The organism is Candidatus Avelusimicrobium sp. (assembly GCF_051874775.1).
Lineage (GTDB): Bacteria > Elusimicrobiota > Elusimicrobia > Elusimicrobiales > Elusimicrobiaceae > Avelusimicrobium.
In genome coordinates this window covers 32,366-49,428 of sequence record NZ_JBJEGE010000012.1, presented here as the reverse complement: position 1 = coordinate 49,428, position 17,063 = coordinate 32,366, and the positions used below count along the sequence as shown (strand labels likewise).

18 protein-coding genes are annotated in these 17,063 nt (G+C 44.8%); 14 read left to right on the top strand and 4 right to left on the bottom strand.

The window, feature by feature from the left end; translation table 11 throughout:
• Position 1 precedes the first annotated feature (1 nt).
• From nadE (ACI351_RS03110) to ACI351_RS03065, 10 genes are all read left to right on the top strand, one after another.
• Complete coding sequence (gene nadE / locus ACI351_RS03110) at positions 2-742, top strand: NAD(+) synthase (RefSeq protein ID WP_439733803.1); 741 nt, start codon at positions 2-4, stop codon at positions 740-742.
• Positions 739-1,626: an NUDIX hydrolase gene (locus ACI351_RS03105; protein WP_439733802.1), complete on the top strand. Its 888-nt coding sequence runs from the start codon at positions 739-741 to the stop codon at positions 1,624-1,626. The genes nadE (ACI351_RS03110) and ACI351_RS03105 overlap by 4 nt, the downstream gene beginning before the upstream one ends.
• A 12-nt stretch (positions 1,627-1,638) precedes the next feature.
• Complete coding sequence (locus ACI351_RS03100) at positions 1,639-2,649, top strand: radical SAM protein (protein ID WP_439733801.1); 1,011 nt, start codon at positions 1,639-1,641, stop codon at positions 2,647-2,649.
• A 172-nt stretch (positions 2,650-2,821) separates the two neighbouring features.
• Positions 2,822-3,325, top strand: a complete 504-nt coding sequence (locus ACI351_RS03095) for a hypothetical protein (protein ID WP_439733800.1) — start codon at positions 2,822-2,824, stop codon at positions 3,323-3,325.
• Positions 3,312-3,869: a hypothetical protein gene (locus tag ACI351_RS03090; RefSeq protein ID WP_439733799.1), complete on the top strand. Its 558-nt coding sequence runs from the start codon at positions 3,312-3,314 to the stop codon at positions 3,867-3,869. Before ACI351_RS03095 ends, ACI351_RS03090 begins: the two co-directional genes overlap by 14 nt.
• A gap of 1 nt (position 3,870) precedes the next feature.
• The gene (locus ACI351_RS03085; RefSeq protein ID WP_439733798.1) at positions 3,871-4,743 is read left to right on the top strand and encodes a radical SAM protein; all 873 of its coding nucleotides are present in this window, start codon (positions 3,871-3,873) and stop codon (positions 4,741-4,743) included.
• Positions 4,740-5,765, top strand: coding sequence for an NAD(+) synthase (gene nadE, locus ACI351_RS03080; protein ID WP_439733797.1), 1,026 nt, complete (start codon positions 4,740-4,742; stop codon positions 5,763-5,765). Before ACI351_RS03085 ends, nadE (ACI351_RS03080) begins: the two co-directional genes overlap by 4 nt.
• Positions 5,728-7,392: a hypothetical protein gene (locus ACI351_RS03075; RefSeq protein WP_439733796.1), complete on the top strand. Its 1,665-nt coding sequence runs from the start codon at positions 5,728-5,730 to the stop codon at positions 7,390-7,392. The genes nadE (ACI351_RS03080) and ACI351_RS03075 overlap by 38 nt, the downstream gene beginning before the upstream one ends.
• A gap of 367 nt (positions 7,393-7,759) precedes the next feature.
• Positions 7,760-9,001 carry a PD-(D/E)XK nuclease family protein gene (locus ACI351_RS03070; RefSeq protein WP_439733795.1) on the top strand — a complete coding sequence of 414 codons (1,242 nt, stop codon included), beginning with the start codon at positions 7,760-7,762 and terminating at the stop codon, positions 8,999-9,001.
• Between the two features lie 126 nt (positions 9,002-9,127).
• The gene (locus tag ACI351_RS03065; RefSeq protein WP_439733794.1) at positions 9,128-10,102 is read left to right on the top strand and encodes a nucleotidyl transferase AbiEii/AbiGii toxin family protein; all 975 of its coding nucleotides are present in this window, start codon (positions 9,128-9,130) and stop codon (positions 10,100-10,102) included.
• Between the two features lie 67 nt (positions 10,103-10,169).
• Here ACI351_RS03065 and ACI351_RS03060 read toward each other — a convergent pair whose 3' ends face one another.
• From ACI351_RS03060 to ACI351_RS03045, 4 genes are all read right to left on the bottom strand, one after another.
• Positions 10,170-10,793 carry a DUF4405 domain-containing protein gene (locus tag ACI351_RS03060; RefSeq protein WP_439733793.1) on the bottom strand — a complete coding sequence of 208 codons (624 nt, stop codon included), beginning with the start codon at positions 10,791-10,793 and terminating at the stop codon, positions 10,170-10,172.
• A gap of 35 nt (positions 10,794-10,828) precedes the next feature.
• Positions 10,829-11,425, bottom strand: a complete 597-nt coding sequence (locus ACI351_RS03055) for a flavodoxin (RefSeq protein ID WP_439733792.1) — start codon at positions 11,423-11,425, stop codon at positions 10,829-10,831.
• Between the two features lie 26 nt (positions 11,426-11,451).
• Positions 11,452-11,835, bottom strand: coding sequence for a MerR family transcriptional regulator (locus tag ACI351_RS03050; protein ID WP_439733791.1), 384 nt, complete (start codon positions 11,833-11,835; stop codon positions 11,452-11,454).
• Between the two features lie 112 nt (positions 11,836-11,947).
• Positions 11,948-13,249, bottom strand: a complete 1,302-nt coding sequence (locus tag ACI351_RS03045) for a multidrug effflux MFS transporter (RefSeq protein ID WP_439733815.1) — start codon at positions 13,247-13,249, stop codon at positions 11,948-11,950.
• A gap of 7 nt (positions 13,250-13,256) precedes the next feature.
• Between ACI351_RS03045 and ACI351_RS03040 the strand changes: the two genes are divergently transcribed.
• The 4 genes from ACI351_RS03040 to ACI351_RS03025 all read left to right on the top strand — a co-directional run bounded on the left by ACI351_RS03040 (position 13,257) and on the right by ACI351_RS03025 (position 17,046).
• The gene (locus tag ACI351_RS03040) at positions 13,257-14,243 is read left to right on the top strand and encodes an HAD family hydrolase (RefSeq protein WP_439733790.1); all 987 of its coding nucleotides are present in this window, start codon (positions 13,257-13,259) and stop codon (positions 14,241-14,243) included.
• 140 nt (positions 14,244-14,383) lie between these two features.
• Positions 14,384-15,598, top strand: a complete 1,215-nt coding sequence (locus ACI351_RS03035) for an iron-containing alcohol dehydrogenase (RefSeq protein ID WP_439733789.1) — start codon at positions 14,384-14,386, stop codon at positions 15,596-15,598.
• Positions 15,599-15,752: 154 nt separating this feature from the next.
• Positions 15,753-16,064: an ArsR/SmtB family transcription factor gene (locus ACI351_RS03030; protein ID WP_439733788.1), complete on the top strand. Its 312-nt coding sequence runs from the start codon at positions 15,753-15,755 to the stop codon at positions 16,062-16,064.
• A complete protein-coding gene (locus ACI351_RS03025) occupies positions 16,057-17,046 on the top strand; it encodes a permease (protein ID WP_439733787.1) in 990 nt (329 codons plus the stop codon). Before ACI351_RS03030 ends, ACI351_RS03025 begins: the two co-directional genes overlap by 8 nt.
• Positions 17,047-17,063 lie beyond the last annotated feature (17 nt).

The following is a 17,063-nucleotide window of genomic DNA, read 5'->3' as shown; positions in this document are numbered from 1 at the left end:
TATGGAATTTGATGCGGCTCAAATAAAAGTTGATTTAATTAACTGGTTGCAACATATTTTTGCAACGAATGGCCCCTCTTGTAAAGCTGTAATTGGTATTTCAGGCGGCAAAGATAGCACCATAGCAGCTGCCTTATGCGTAGAAGCCTTGGGCAAAGAGCGGGTATTTGGGGTGCTGATGCCGAATGGTAGTCAGCATGATATTGAATACTCGTATGAGATCGTCAAGCATTTGGATATCGCCCATTATGAAATTAACCTCAAAAATCCTTATAACTATATCATCTCGGAAATAAAGAAAAATATAGAGGTTTCCAACCAAACTCAAATTAATTTGGCTCCCCGCTTGCGTATGGCGGTGTTATACGCTGTTTCTCAATCCGTAAACGGACGGGTAATTAACACATCGAATTTGTCGGAAATTTGGGTGGGATATTCTACCCGCTATGGGGATAGCGCAGGCGATTTTGCTCCGTTAGCGCAACTTACCGTTACGGAATTAAAACAGCTTGGACATATACTGAATTTGCCGATTCATCTGGTAGATAAAACCCCGGAAGACGGACTCAGTGGCAAAAGTGATGAAGAAAAAATGGGGTTTTCCTATGCGCTGTTAGATGCCTATATTCGCACAGGACAATGCGAAGATTTACAGGCCAAGGCCCGCATTGATGCATTGCATACGCAAAATGAATTTAAACGTCTGCCAATGCCAAGTTTTCCGTATAAAGGGACACTATGAACGAACAAGAATTTTTACAACAATACAATCTGCAGCAATATCAACGCCCATCCGTGGCGGTGGATATGGCTGTTTTTTCTGTGGTACGGCATAGCGTTTCAAATTATCGCAAACTGCCAGAGCAAAAATTGTCCATACTGCTGATTGAACGGGCTGAACATCCGTTTCAAAACCAATGGGCTTTGCCGGGCGGATTTGTTCATCCTGGCGAAACAGTAGAAACAGCCGCACAACGTGAACTAGAAGAGGAAACTGGAATTAAAGAGGCCGATCTTAGCCAACTGCATATATTTAGCGAACCCGAACGAGATCCGCGGGGGTGGATTATTTCTTCTTCGTTTATGGCTTTAACGGAAATCACTCAATCCCTTTCGTCTTGCAAAGATGCTAAGCAAGCCAAATGGTTTACGTGCACATACACTACGCTAGAGGAACAAACAACGCAAGAGACAGAAAGCAGTTATCAAATCCTCCAACGCAATAAACTGACGTTACAAAGAAATGATATGGAATTAACAGCAGTTATTGAGGTCAAACAAACATTATCTTTGTATAACCGAAAAACTACTTATACCGTTGTGGAAAATACGGGGCTGGCCTTTGATCATGCCAAAATTATTGCCTGTGCAATTACGGCACTACGCAATGACTTGGAAAGGTCCACAGATGCCTTTCGGTTTTTACCGGAAACCTTTACCCTGACGGATATTCAACAAGTGTATGAAACCATTTTGGGGAAGAAACTACTAACAGCAAACTTCCGCCGAAAGATTGCACCTTATGTGATACAAACCAACCGCCAAACTACCGCCCGTGGACATCGTTCGGCTCAACTATACAAACGCAATAAAGCCGCGTTTTTAGGAAATAAATCCTTCAAATAATTCGGAGAAATTATGCCTGGTATCAATACATTCTCCTTTGACTTACATGCCATGTCAGAGAAATATACCTTTGTTCCTTTCCTCAAGGATAAAGAAATATACACTAATTTTAACTTTTCGGTCTTTTTAGATGACTACTGCAATGCGGATTGTAAATTTTGTGTAGCAAACATTCGGTGTAAAACAGAAAATAGAAAAAACATTTTTGGAAAGAACTATGATAAATATTTAAAATCGTTAGATAAGATATTTGCTTTTTTGCGGCCTTTCAATCCGACGATATCCTTAACAGGCGGAGAACCTACTTTATTCCCATTATTTGACGAGGTGGTTTCGTTGGTAAATCAATATAATTTTCGCATTCGTGCCGTTACCACTAATGCCTCCCAACTACTAAAAAACAATCAGCGTATCTTAAACTGCTTAATCAAAAATAATTGGACGTACTTAAATCTTTCGCTGCCGCACTGGGAACAGAAACGCATTGAAGAAATTATGAGGTACAAAGATACATATCCATCTTCTTTTGCTGATTTACTCAGCCAAGCACATCAAGCAATTAAAGGGACTTGTGTTAAACCGCGCTTGTCCTGTGTACTCTTAAAAGAAGGTGTAAACGATTTGACATCCTGTGAAAGGTACGTTAATTTTTACAACCAACTGGGGTACAATAATTTTATTTTTAGACAACTGACCTATTTTAACGGTCAGGACACAAACCAAGATATTGTCCGCTACAATGAACAAAATGTGGTTACCTGTGAAAAAATATGGCAGGAAAATGATGTGCAAGGTAAATTTACGTTATTTAAGCGGAATATCGGCTACTACTATTACGTGGAATTGTATAAATATGCAAACAGTACCATTGCCTTTGAAGCGGCCGATTTAGCCAAACGTAAACAAGAAATGCAAAAATACAACTACAATAAAGTGTTTGAAGTAGTTTATCATCCAAACGGCAACTTATGTTCGGGTTGGGATGGGACTCAAGAAATATTGCTAAACTATCAGGATTTATAATATGCCCTCTACACGGTTATATATCAATATTACGAACCACTGCAATGTGGCCTGTCCGTTTTGCTGTATGTATTCTTCCCCAGCAAAGCGCACCTTTATGCCCCTGCAAAAATTTACGGAGATACTATCTGCTCATCAAGATTATGAACTGCAATTAGAAGGAGGGGAACCTATGCTGCACCCCCAGATTAAACCTTTTTTGGAACAGGCATGGGCAGATCCGCAATGTAAAAGAATTATCCTCCTTAGCAATGGTCTTAATTTGCGCAATAACTTACAGGATATAGTTAATTGGAGAGGGGTTTCTCAAACACCGACTGTTCTTAAAATCAGCGTTAACTCTTTTTTGATGGAACAACATCCCCGTTTTTTATTTGAAATTGCCCTGGCCATACAAAATATTCAGTTTATTGCCAACTTTTCTATTCAACTAAACGTACGCAAATCCTACGAAGACCCTTTTGATATAGAACAAGAACTAAAAAAGTACAATCTGTTATCCTTTGCCAGTAACATTTTCTACTTCAACAGGTATGGACGGCTCAAAGAAGATAAACGATACGGCAAGATTGTTATTAACCAAAATATTGATATGTGGAAGGTATATGCCTCGGACGGAACCTGTTTTAATACCAATTTAGTTGCAAGGAGTGAGTACGAAAATGAACTCCATTAAAAAACATCCAGCACATTTTTCCTTAAACCTCGGGAAATTACTTCTACATAATAACGGACAAAATCCACGCATTACGTATTACCAATTATCCGAATTATTTTCTATTCCAAAAGAAGATTTAAATTCAGCGCGGTTTCAAGAGTTTGTGATTGATGCCTGCCAAACCACAGATAACACACCGTTAGTTAATTTGTTGACTGATTTACAAAAATACCTGAGTGAGTTTACGGTTCGTACGTTGTTAATCAGTTCTGTACAGCAGGCAGAAATTATTAAGCCGTTCATCTCACATATACGGTTAATTGAAAGCATCAATCCGGAAGTTTTAACCGATTTTCCTATACATAAAACGCGGTTGGCTTGTTCTTCTTGGGAAGAATTGCAAAAAGTGCAACAATACCGCTATTATATTTACCGCAACCCATTACCCCAGCAAATGGATCTACCCTTTGAATTTATTAAATGCACCAAAACCCCGGAATACAACATTTCATATTACCGGGACGGGGATTTTATATACAGTGTTTATAAACAAGGAGAATAATATGCGATGCAAAATGTTAAGTGTAATCGTTGGCAACAGTGCGTGTGTGGCTGCGTGCCCGTACTGCGTGTCCGGAGAAGCTCCAAATGCCAAAAACACCCAAACGCCCATCGTCAATTGGCGCAACTTCCGTATTGCATGCAAGGCTGCAGATCGGTATGGCGTGGATACTGTAATGCTTACAAGCCGCGGCGAACCCACTTTGTTCCCGCAGCAAATTACCGACTATTTAGAACACTTGCATCCATTTCCCTTCCCGTTTATAGAATTGCAAACAAACGGCATCCCTTTGGCACGAAGTCCCGAAAAATACACTCCGTTTTTGAAGAAGTGGTATGAATTGGGGCTGACTGTAATTACGCTATCAGTAGTCAGTCATTTGTCTTCTAAAAATCAGCCGATTTACGCCCCGCATGGCCAGTATATTGATTTACCTTCTCTGATTCGATTCTTGCATTCGTTTGGATTTACCTTGCGTCTAACCTGTGTACTATGCAAAGGTATTACTTACACTCCTGCCCAAGTGTGGGAATTTATCCAGTTTGCCAAACAAAACCAGGTGGAACAAGTAACGCTTCGCCCTGTAAATGATGAGTTTAGAAGGCCGTCTGCTAAACAATGGATTGAAAAACATCGCTTATCCCCTCGCGACAAACAAGCCATTACACGCATGTTGGAAAAAAAAGGACACCGTTTATTAGAACTAGGCCGAATTGGTACCGTGTACGACGTGGAAGAACAAAATGTTTGTTTCAGTGTTCCGCTTAATAAATACACAATAGAAACAGACCCGAACCAAATTCGTCAGTTAATCTTCTTTCAAGATGGACACCTGCGTTATGAATGGGAAATGCCCGGAGGAAACTTGTTATGAAAGTATATAATCCGCCTACAGATTTACATTTATCAACAACCCTTCAGCAATACTTAGCACAAATTCGCAAAGAGCGAGCATTCTGTGCTTGTGATTATCTGCAAGAGAAGGCCATGCTTTTAGCCCGTTACTTAGACAGCTATCGTTTGCAAGCCTGCGTTCTAGGAGTAAGCGGCGGAGTAGATTCTGCGGTGGTGTTGGGCATTTTAAAGTACACGGCCCAACTGCCCGGCTCTCCCCTTAAATACATTTACCCTTTGATGATGCCAGTTTCTGATTCCTCGGGAACGACCCACCAGGCCGAAGCTACCCAACGGGGAAAGGCTCTTTGCCAAAAATGGGGTTTGAAACCGTATGTTATTGACTTGCACGATACCAATCAAGCTATGCGAACATCCGTAGAAACTGCTCTGCAAGTACAAGCGACCGATTGGGCTATTGGGCAGCTGGTTTCTTGCAGTCGGACTCCGATTGTGTATTATGTTGCTAATCTATTAGTTCAAGAAGGTAAGAAAGCCCTTGTTTGCGGAACGACCAATCTAGATGAAGGTGGTTATTTAGGATTTATGGGAAAAGCATCCGATTGTATGGTGGACTTACAACTTATTTCTGATTTGCATAAATCTGAGGTATATGCGTTGGCCCGACACTTAGACGTATTACCCGATATTTTGCAAGCAGTGCCTAGTGGGGATATGTACGATGGCCGAAGTGATGAAACCGTGTTCGGTGCCCCTTATGATTTTGTAGAATTGTATTTGCATTATTTGAATTTGACTGTTTCGGAGCAAAACCAATTATTAGACGGCTGGGACGATACAACTCGCCAACAATTTAACACTTTGGCAGCTAATTTGGAGCGTCTCCACCGCTATAATGCACACAAATACATGGTAAAATCTCCGGCGGTACACTTAGACATATTACCTAGCACCGTCAAAGGCGGTTGGGATAATTCCTATCCGGATTGGAAAGTGGTTTTGTATGAAAAAAACACTATGGGAACAGATCGGTGTTCCTAAAAATGCAACCCGTCAACACATAGACAAGACTTATTTATCGGTACCGCATAATCCGGCCACACGTTTGGCATGGAAAGTGTTGCGCGATGATTTTTACCGGGATATATATGCCAAATATGAGGATCTTGCTATCGTAAAGAAAGCCGGGTTCTTAGAAGATAATTTCGAATTACAAGACATATCTCTGTTACAGGATATGACATTTCGGACAACGCCGTTGCCTTTGATAAAAAACCTTCCCAAAAACGCTCATCCGATTGTATTACTCAGTACCGGAGGATTCTGCCCTCTGCACGAAGGGCATCTTCAAATGATGTACTTAGCCAAAGCCGCATTGGAATCTGCAGGGAAACAAGTGGTTGGCGGCTATTTCTCTATTTCACACCCCAGTTATGTGAACACTAAAACAAATGTACACGGAACACCGGGATCCTGGCTTTATGATTTACAAAAGCATTTGACTTCTCATCCCTGGCTACTTGCTGACCCCTGGGAAAGTTGTTATGTGCCTTCTTTCGTTAATTTTACAGAAGTTATCACTCGTTTGCAGCGGTATCTGCGTGCCTATTTTCACCCTAACACGCAGGTTGCTTATGTGTTTGGTTCTGATAATGCATGGTTTATGTACTGTTTTGAAAAACGAGGGTTAGGAGTATGTGTTGAACGCACGGGAAGCAGGGAATTATTTAAACAATTAAAAGCAAAACTGGGTTCCGAGCGGTGCTTATTTGTTCCGAATAATACTCCTCATGCGGCGGCCAATTCTACTGCACTGCGTACTTCCGTAACAAATATAGAATCGGAGGGGGCCTTGCATTATTATGTGCGCAACGAAGGGACTCCTTCGGTAGAACATTTTCCCTTGTCTTCAAAAGAATTGGTTCAAATTCAACAATATTTCGCTAACGAATTTATACGCATCTTAAAAAGCAGCATAGATGAAAAAGCGACAATATCCACCGTTTTTGCCAAACAGCAAGTTGAACAAGCCAAACAACTGTTAAAGGGCAAAAAAACAATCAGTTTAGATCATTTATTTATAGCTGACTATAATGTATCATTAAGCCGGGTATTCCGCTTGTGTGCCACAAACGGATTTCCCAGCGGTTATTTCGGCGGAAAAAGCCCTCTTACAGAGCAATTAAATGCAATTGTTCCAGGGAAATATATCTTGGTAGATGATGACCGGGCTACTGGCGGTACCTTAAAAATGTTTTATCAAGCGTTACCAACCCATGTGTCAATCAGTAAGGTTCATTTACTTATTAATCCACAAAACACTATTCCCCATGAAATATTAGATTTACGGGATTTCTTGCTAGGGGCGCAGTATGGTGGCCTATGCGTGCAACTGCCTAATGGAAAATACGCACGTACACCGTATTTATTACCCTATGTATCCCCATCCGCACGCAGTACGATTTTGCCCTCACAGGAACTATCTTTTTCAAAACAGGTCTGGCAGTTAAATTATCAAATTTTCAGTCAAACTAGCTGCCCAGTTTGTATGCGCAATCTTCCTTCTGAAACAAACACCTTCCTAAGTTATCTGGGTTTTTCTATGAATGAAACCGTGGCCAAGATATGCCAGTATCACCTAGACCGATTGAGTTGGGCAGGCCATTAACTGCGACTCCGCTAAAATCTTCTGGGTTATATACAAGTGCTTTAGAATTAATGTGACTTTCAATTGGGTATAAACAAATATCCTCCGGAGCAGCCGGGATGGTAACATCGGAGCCCTGAGCATCATTACTGTCTAGAGGTGGCAACCTGTTACTCGCGTATCCCAGGATCAATGGCAAAACCTTACAGAAACACCGGCTTAGCCGGTAATCTTCTTTAGATAAAAACCCGCCGTCGGCGCGTTCCGGCAGGCCGCTTTTTCCGCGTCCGCCAAGAAAGAACGAACCCATCGCTCTGTTAGCCAATTAAATAGAGCGACAGACATTTGTCGGCCATTATATGTAAAATAAGCATATAAGGAGGGGAAAATGAATGGCAAATCTCACATTGAAAGCCTGTTAAAACAGGTTACCGAAATCAGACTCCGGCACGAAGAAGAAGCGCGGCGTACGGGTGAAAACTGGAATGTGTTTTACGCGATAGGCAAAACCTCGTATGAAAGAGAACTGCTGCATTCTTATTTTATTTCCGTCTTGTTGAATCCGAAATATCCCGCCGGAAAGGGCAGTATATTTTTGAAATTTTTTTTAGAAACCTTGGCGGAAGCGTGCGAAGAACAGTTGGATATTTCCGTGTTTTGTACGGGGAATGTTAAAATTATCACGGAAAAAAATATCGGCCCGATCACAAAAGACTACGAAAGCGGCGGCCGTATAGACATCTTTATAGAAAACGGCCGACAACAAATCGTTATAGAAAACAAAATATACGCTGAGGAACAGCAAAACCAGTTATATCGGTATCATAAAAAATATCCGAACGCCATACTGTTTTATCTAACCTTAAATGGCAAAGAAGCCACCAAAACGGGGCTGAAAGATTTACAGCCAGGCCAATATATCTGCATCTCTTACAGATACCATATTTTAAAGTGGTTGGAGAAATGCCAACAAGTAACCGCCGGACGGTCGGAATTTCAACTGCTTGATGCGGCAATCCGGCAGTATATGGGATTAATCAGCGATTTAACGGGACAAGGGAGAATACCGAAAATGACAAAAGAAATAGTGGACGTGTTAAGCCAAAACAAAGAAAGCATAGAAAGTGCATACAATATACATAGCAGTTATGTGCAGGCGCAAAATAAAATCGTTGCAGATAGGTTTCTCCGTCCGATTGAAACTTTTGTAAAGAATAAGTATGGGCAGAATATTGAGTTAAAAACAAGGCGTAAGGACAGCGGCGTTATTGTTGAATTTTATTTACTTGTGCCGGATTGGAAAAATATAATAATACGGTTTGACAACGAAGACATTAAAATTGACAACGAAACGGTTCTGGGCATTTACGGTTTCGGGTTTAAGCAGGAAAAAATGGGCGATTTGGAAGCAAATAAAAAAATATCCATTGCTGCCGCCCATCTGGAACCGGAAACGCAAACCCGTTGGTGGCCGTTTATAAACCGCATAGACGACTATCCTTTTTGGGAAAGGGATACGATAAACTCTTTGTTTGATAATGCGGACACCGTCATACAGTATTATCAAGCAAAAATTATTCAACTGTTTGCGCTTGCGGAAAAGCTGAAATCAAACGGAGTAGAATTGTAAAGCTGTAACGAGCCGACTTTTTTAGCTGCGTTTGGGTGTGGTACAAATTGTCCGACATTCTGTTGTCGCTTCTTGGTTTTATAATTTAAGATAAGCAAACAAATTTATCAATAAAAGGGTAATGAGATGACAAAGAACGAAATGACAAGGGAACAAGTGGCTGGTGCCGCGGGCCTGATTCATAAAGAATTGGCGGCGCTGGCACTCTCCGCAGGTAACAGTACTCAAGAAATGCTTTACCGGTATTTACAGGATCGGTTTTTGTACTTGCTGTCGCACTCCGCGTATAAAGATAAATTTACGTTAAAAGACTATTCGCGGCCTGAACCGGAGGCAAACCTCCGTACTCGTGCGGCAGAACTTCATTTTCAAAAGGCAAAGCTGCAAATCACGCCGGATACACGCTTGGAAGAAATCCGGCGGGCGATGCCGGATTTACGGCTGAAGGAGCTGACGCGTTTGCATTTGCCCGAGATAAACCAAGAAATGGATATCGGTTGGATAAAATACGCATTTACGGAAATTTGTGACGGGATTATTTTCGATAAGACTTCTGTAACGGTCTCCTATGCGGACGGAGGGGAAAATCAAGACCGCGTGCAAATTTTTCTGACAGCGGCTTTAGGGGCGTCTGCGGTCAAAATGCGTTTTTTTGTAGATTTTGAAAATTTTACTTTGCCGAAAGAAAAACGCCGGTTCTTGCCCGTATTGAAGTTTTTTTCTCTTGTACATACGCCCTCCGCTTTGACAGCTCCCGCCCGTTTGCAAACTTACAGTGCGGAAAAGGTGGCTGCCGAAAAAATTTGTGCAATCAAAGCGGCTCCTGCGTCGGCGGTAAATATGTGGGATTGTTACGAGCTTTATTTAGCGGCGACAAAACGCCCATTGGATAGGGATACCCTTAAAGACGGCCTGCGGGAATTGTTTGAAGGGAGAGAAGGCGTTTATTTGGCGGATTGGTTTTTGTTTAATAAAGAAAATCTTCCACATCAACAACTGCGGTGGGAAGTGTTTTTAAACGCTAACGGGCTGACGGACACTGGAATAAAAGATTTTGAAATGGTGTGGGCGCGTATTGCGTCCGCTCTGTGTATGTGTTGATAGCCCTTTTGCCCGGTTATGGACGGCGGAAAAGTAGAAGAGCGTTGGAAGCTCGTTGCCTCGTAAACTATTTATGTAAACGTTTAACAAAGAAAACGTGTATGAGGAGCGTAAAAAAACCGGCGGAAGCAATATGCAGTAAAATCCCCGCGTCGGCGGACGGAGCGGGAGAGGAAAAAGTTTCCAAGAAGAATAATTTTTTCCACAAGCTAAGCGCAAAGCAAGCATACAGTCCGCCCGCAAACCAGACGGCGCTGCACGCGCGGCGCAGAAAAACGCGCTTTGCCGGCCGGACGGGGGGAAGGTGGAGCCCGACGTGCGCTCCCGTTAACACAAGGCCCCAGTAGGCAGCGCAAAGGTGTATTTTTCGCCACAGAAGCGAACCGTTTAAATCCAAAAATCCGAATACGTGCTGGGAAATCATTGCGCCGGAAACGGCCGTCAGCACGAAGGCCGACAGGAGCAGCAAATTTACGGTTGCCCATATCAAACGGCGCGCGTTATACGGCCCGCGGAAGAGGGAAACATACCAACGGAAATTCAGCGTGTTGTGCAAGAGGAGAAGAATAAACAAAGCAATGCCCATCCGCTCGTGGCACAGGACGCCCGTCCACGGTACGGCAAACATCAATAAAAGGAGGACGCTCATCAGCGCATCCGCGAAAATCCGGCCCGTTCGTTTCCAGCGCATATCCGTCCTCCTTAAACCAAGTTTTCTTTACTATACTATTTGGCGGCGCCCAGTTGGGCCAGCCACGCGGCGAGCGTCTTTTCGTTTGCGCCGGAAGAGCGGCCGGGGAACGTCATCGCGGTGCCGAAAGTTACGCCAGCAAGTTGTTTCTTCATATCGCGTTCGCAGTTTTGCATACCGCCGCCCCCGTGCGTGAAGAACGGCACAACGGTTTTACCCTTGAAATCGTATGCGGCCAAAAAGGCGGCAACCGCCGGAGCATAGGTGCCCCACCAGTTAGGTGAGCCGACAAAAACCATATCGTAATCTTCCCAGTTTTCCGGTTTGGACGTGAGTTCCGGTTTGAAGCCGGCCTGAATTTCTTTTTTCGCTTGCGAGGTCATCGCGTTATACGCTTCGGGATATTGGTGTGAAGTGGTAATTTCAAACAGCGTTCCTCCCGCGGCTTGGGCGATTTGCTTGGCGACGGCCTCGGTGTTGCCGGAATACGAATAATACACCACCAGCACTTTTTTGGGCTTTTGCGCTGTGGGCGTTTGTCCGGTTGCGGCGCCCGGGGCCGCGGCGTTGGTGCAAGCGGCCATAGAGCACGTCATCAAAGTTGTAAACAGCAGATTTGTGGTTGTTTTCATAATTTCTCCTTTCAGCGAAAACGGATTTAACCCTCTTTTAACAGTTTTTTCTCGCACGATACGATTTTTTCTTCGTACACTTCAATTTTATAGTTAAGGCGTTTAAGCACTTCCTGCATTTCGGCAATGCGCGCAGCCAGTGCGTCGCGTTCCTGTATTAACAGGTTTTTGCGTTTTTGCAGGGTGCGGTTGCCGCGGCGGAACAGCGCCACATATTCAATCAGCGTTTCGATAGACAGCCCCGCCCCGCGCATACATTTGATAAATTCCACCCAGCCGCAGTCTTGCGGGGTATAATCCCGTATGCCGCTTTCTTTTCGGTGTACGGGGGGAATTAAACCCACTTTTTCATAATAGCGAAGGGTGTCGGCGGGCAGGCCGTACTTTTCGCTTACTTCGGAAATGGTCATAGAAACCTCCTGAAAATATTATAAAGTCTGGAGTTGGCTCCAAGTCAAGCGAATTTAAAAAAATCCCTTCTCCTGCATATCGGGAGAAGGGTAAGAGCAAGTTGCGGATAGGTTATTTTTTTAGAGCAATCAGCCCGCACGTAAGGGAAAGTGTGGCACAGGCGGTAAATGTAATACCCGTGGGCAGTAAAATATTGCCAAGGCCCACTAACGGGGAGACTAATCCTCCAAACAAAAAACACACCGCTCCGAACAGGGCCGACGCCGTTCCTGCGCGTGAGCGTTCGGCGTTCATCGCAAGAGTGGTGGCGGCGGTAAACGTAAGGCCCATCGCAAGCAGCATAATAAAGAGTAAACTTTCAAATAATACGATGGACGCCCCGCTTTGCAACGCGCACAAAACCGCCACACTGCATACCAACATTCCGATACAGCTGGTTAAAATACACGTTTCCAAGTGTTTAAATTTAACGGAGAGCGCCGCTCCCATCCCGATAGCTACCGCGTTGGCGGCAAAAAACAGGCTAAACGCAAACGGACTGAACCCGTAATACTGTTGGATGATAAACGGCGACGCAGCGATATACGCAAACAAAAGCGCTTGTGCAAAGCCCATTTGGAGCGTGTAAAAAAGGTAGTGGCGGTTGGAAAACAACGGTTTAAATAGGGCAAGGGCTTTTATTAATTTTTGTTTTGTCCGCCGTTTGGTGGAAAGCGATTCTTTAAAGTGAAGGCACGCCGCCCATACCACTACACCCAACGCAAATAAAACGCCGAATACACCCCGCCACGAGGTTACTTTCAGCACGCTTCCGCCAATAACGGGCGCGGCTACCGGAGCAATTCCGTTGATGGCGCCCACCACGGCAAGTGCGGTAGCCAAGTTGCGGCCTTTAAATTTATCCGTGGCGATGGAGCGGGAAATAACGATTCCGCCCGCCGCCGCCATCCCCTGCACGAGGCGCATCAGGATAAACAGCCGGATATTCGGCGCAAAAATACATCCCGCCGTGGCCAACAGGTATAACACCATAGAAATCAAAAGCGGTGTGCGGCGGCCGTATTTATCACTTAACGGGCCGAAAACGATTTGGCCCACTGCCAACCCCAACATCGAAAACGTCAGTCCCAGCTGTACCATAGATACGCTGACGCCGAAGTACTGCGTCATAGCGGGGAGGCTGGGCAGGTACATATCCGTTACAAACGGCGCAAACGCCGTCAGCATACCCAGAAAGACAAATAAAAAAAAGGCCGAATTGCGCCTTTTAGTGGAGGATCCCTGCCAGGTTTTTTGTTGTTGTTTCATATAAAAATTATATCTTTTTTGTGGGAATTTTAGAAAAAGATCAAAAGTCCCGCTCGGCGGATAGGCCCAACTTTTTTGCGGATAATTTTGGTAAAAAAGTAAAATATATATAATGAGAAAGACTCCTATTTTTATATTTTCGTTGGTTTTGAGTATTTTGTTGGGTATTCCTGTAGGCGTTTGGGCACAGAAGAATCCGATTGCCCTTGTCCGTCAGGGAATGAAAAAATTTCCTGCTTCTGCTGTAGAACGCAAAGTCGTGCGGGCAGTGATTCATTCTTCTCCGGTTATTCTTTCCGGCGGGCTGAAGGGAGGGCCCTCTGTCAAGGAATCAGTAAAAGTCAAAACAGAAATTTCTGCCCGCAAGATTACAGCTTCTCCGGTTAAAGTTTCTTTATCTTCTTCTTTCTCGATTGGGCGGGGGACGGAACGGATATTTCCCGGTAAATCCGTGGTTGATGCTGTAATTTTTGATTTGGACGGAACACTTTTAGATTCTCTTTCAGCGTGGGAACATTCCGGCTCGAATTTTTTACGTACGCAAGGTATTACGCCGCCGGAGGGATTGGATGAACAGTTATCCACGATATCGCTGATGGCCGGGGCGCGTCTGCTTAAAGAACAGTTTGCCCTGCCGCAGGAGCCGGAAGAAATTTTGCGTCTTACGCTGGAACCCGTCCGTCGCCATTATTTCGAGGATATTCCCGCCAAGAACGGCGTGCCCGAACTGCTTCATATGTTAAAAGCACAAGGGATTAAGCTGTGTGTGGCTACAGCGTCGGACCGCGAACTGACTGAAGCGGCTCTGTCGCGTTTGGGGTTATTGGATTTGTTTGATTTTGTGCTTACTTGCGACGAGGTGGGTTTGGGAAAACGAAGCTCGCTGATCTATGAGGACGCTCTTTACCAACTGGGGACAGTTAAATCCCGTACTTTGGTAGTGGAGGACGCCCGTTACGCGTTGGAAACCGCCAAGAGAGCCGGTTTTTTAACGGCGGGCGTAGCTGATCCGCACACGCCGGCAGAGGACGCACAAAAAATCCGCGAGCAGGCGGACTATTACATCGAGTATTTTTTAGGCGGTGTATTTAAAAAATAAGATTTTCAGGTTGTTTTCAGCCCCCCGTTTCTTAGGAAGCGGGGGGTTTTGCCAACTAACCTTTTTTTATCTTTGCGGAAAAAATATAAAATGGGTATAGTAAAGAAGTAGGCCTACTAAAATCAGGAGGGTAACAAGTTATGTGGGAAAAAGACATTAACATTAACGAAGTACGCGAAATCCGCAGCCGCACGACCGTTTATTTCGGCGTGGGGGCAATTGCCAAAATCGCGGATATTTGCCAAGATTTAAAAGCTAAAGGGTTAGATAAAATTATCGTGATGACGGGCCGCGGCGCATACAAAAAAACAGGTGCGTGGGATTACGTTACCAAAGCGTTTGCCGAAAACGGCATTTCGTATGTTCATTACGATAAAGTAACCCCGAACCCGAACACTCACCACGTTAACGAAGCCGCTAAAATGGCCGCCGAGTTCGGCGCCAAAGCGATGCTTGCCATCGGCGGCGGTTCCGCCATTGACGCGGGCAAAAGTGTGGCGATTTTGATGAAAAACCCCGGTAAAACCGCCGAAGATTTGTACGAGTTTAAATTTACGCCCACCGAAGCCGCGCCGATTATCGCCATTAACTTGACGCACGGCACCGGTTCCGAAGCCAACCGCTTTGCGGTGGTAACGATTGAAGAAAAAGATTTCAAACCCGCCATCGCGTACGACTGCATTTACCCGATGTATTCTATTGACGACCCTGCTTTGATGACGGGCCTGTCCGAAAATCAGACGCGCTACGTGTCTATTGATGCGGTCAACCACGTGGTGGAAGCCTCCACTACCAAGGTCGCTTCGCCGTATGCGATTGATTTGGGGATTTCCGTCGTCAAACTGGTGGCCGAATACCTGCCTGTTGCGCTGAAAGACCCGAAAAATTTGGAAGCGCGTTACTTCCTTGCGTATGCGGCCTTGATTGCCGGTATTAGCTTTGACAACGGCCTGCTGCACTACACGCACGCGCTTGAACACCCGCTTTCCGGCGTGAACCCGAATTTGACGCACGGTTTGGGTTTGGCGATGCTGCTGCCCGCCGTCATCAAAAACATTTATAAAGCCAAACCCGCCACACTGGCCGACGTGCTTGCGCCGATTGTGCCCGGGCTGAAAGGCTGCGCCTGTGAGGCCGATAAAGTGGCCGAAGGGGTAGAAAAATGGCTGTTCTCCGTGGGCTCTACGCATAAGCTGGAAGACGAAGGCTTTAAAGCGGCCGACGTGGATAAGCTGGTGGAACTGGCGTTTAATACGCCGTCTTTGGGCGGGCTGTTGTCCATTGCGCCGACCGAAGCCACCAAGGATGCCGTCCGCGCGATTTACACCGAATCGCTCAAACCGTATACCAAATAAGCTGTTTTGACGTAGAAAAAGCCCCGCCGAAAAGCGGGGCTTTTTGCGTGCATAACTGGCACTTGTATATTTTCCAATTTGCCAACACAGTTTGACAAAACAATTATTATAATTCTATAATTCCAGTATAATGGAATTATAAATGGGGATAAATATGAAAATAGAAAAGTATGTAACGGTTTTTGAAGCGTTGGCACAGGCCTCCCGTTTAAAAATTTTTCGTTTGTTGGTTAAGGCAGGAGGAAACGGTATTTGTCCGTGCGCGCTGGCCGAACGGTTAAAAATGCCGCGCAACACACTTTCTTTTCATTTGGCGTTGCTGACGCAGGCGGGGTTGTGCTGTTCGGAACGGAAAGGAAAAAATTTATTCTATCGGGCACAGTGCGGCGCAGTGTCGGCCGCGGCGGAATTTTTGTTAAAAGACTGCTGCGGGTGCAATAGACCGAAGGAGAAACAAAATGTTTGATATGTTTACCCGCTTTGCCGATTGGGGCGTTACTCTTTTGGGCGTTTCAAAAACAACTGCTTTCGGCGCGTCCGTGCATTTCTTTTTGGAAGATTTTACAAAAATCATTGTTTTAATTTACGTATTGATTTTTACGGTTTCGTTATTCCGCTCTCAGTTGTCGGCGGAGAAGGTGAAAGCGTATTTAAGCGGAAAAAGCCGTTGGTACGGATATGTACTGGCTGTTATACTGGGGATTGTAACTCCTTTTTGTTCTTGTTCGTCTATTCCTCTGTTTATCGGGTTTATGGCGGCGGGTATTCCCTTTGGCGTGACGATGGCTTTTTTGATTTCTTCGCCGCTGGTGAGTGAAATTGCCGCCGTATTATTAGTCGGCACGCCGGAGGCGGGGTGGTTGGCTGCGGGGATATATGTGCTGTCCGGGTGTTTAATTTCCGTACTGGGCGGTTATTTGTGTGACCGGTTTCGGTTGGTCCGGTGGATTCAGCCGGACGCTTTTGTACCGGAGAAAAAATCCTCGCCCTGTTGCTGTTGTTGCGGAAAAGGGCGTAAAAGCCGGATATTTCGGATAAAAGAGTTATTAAAATATGCGCACTCCTACGCTTGGAATACGCTTTGTGAACTGTTTTGGTATATTTTAGCGGGGTTGTTGGTGGGGGCTTTTATTCACGGTTATGTTCCGCAGACGTTTTTTGCCGACTGGTTGGGCCGCAGAAACTGGTATGCGGTGCCTTTGGCTTCTGTGGCGGGAGCGCCTTTGTATGCCAGCCACGCAGGAGTAATTCCGGTCATCCAATCGTTAATGGGCAAAGGGGTGCCGTTGGGGACGGCGCTCGTCTTATTGATGAGCATAACGGCCCTTTCATTGCCGGAAATGATTATGCTCAACCGTGTATTAAAATGGAAACTAATCGGTTGCTTCTGCGCGTTTTTAATTATTTCTTTTATCATAACAGGTTATTTGCTAAATATGTTCATTTAAATTAAGCCCCGCCGAAA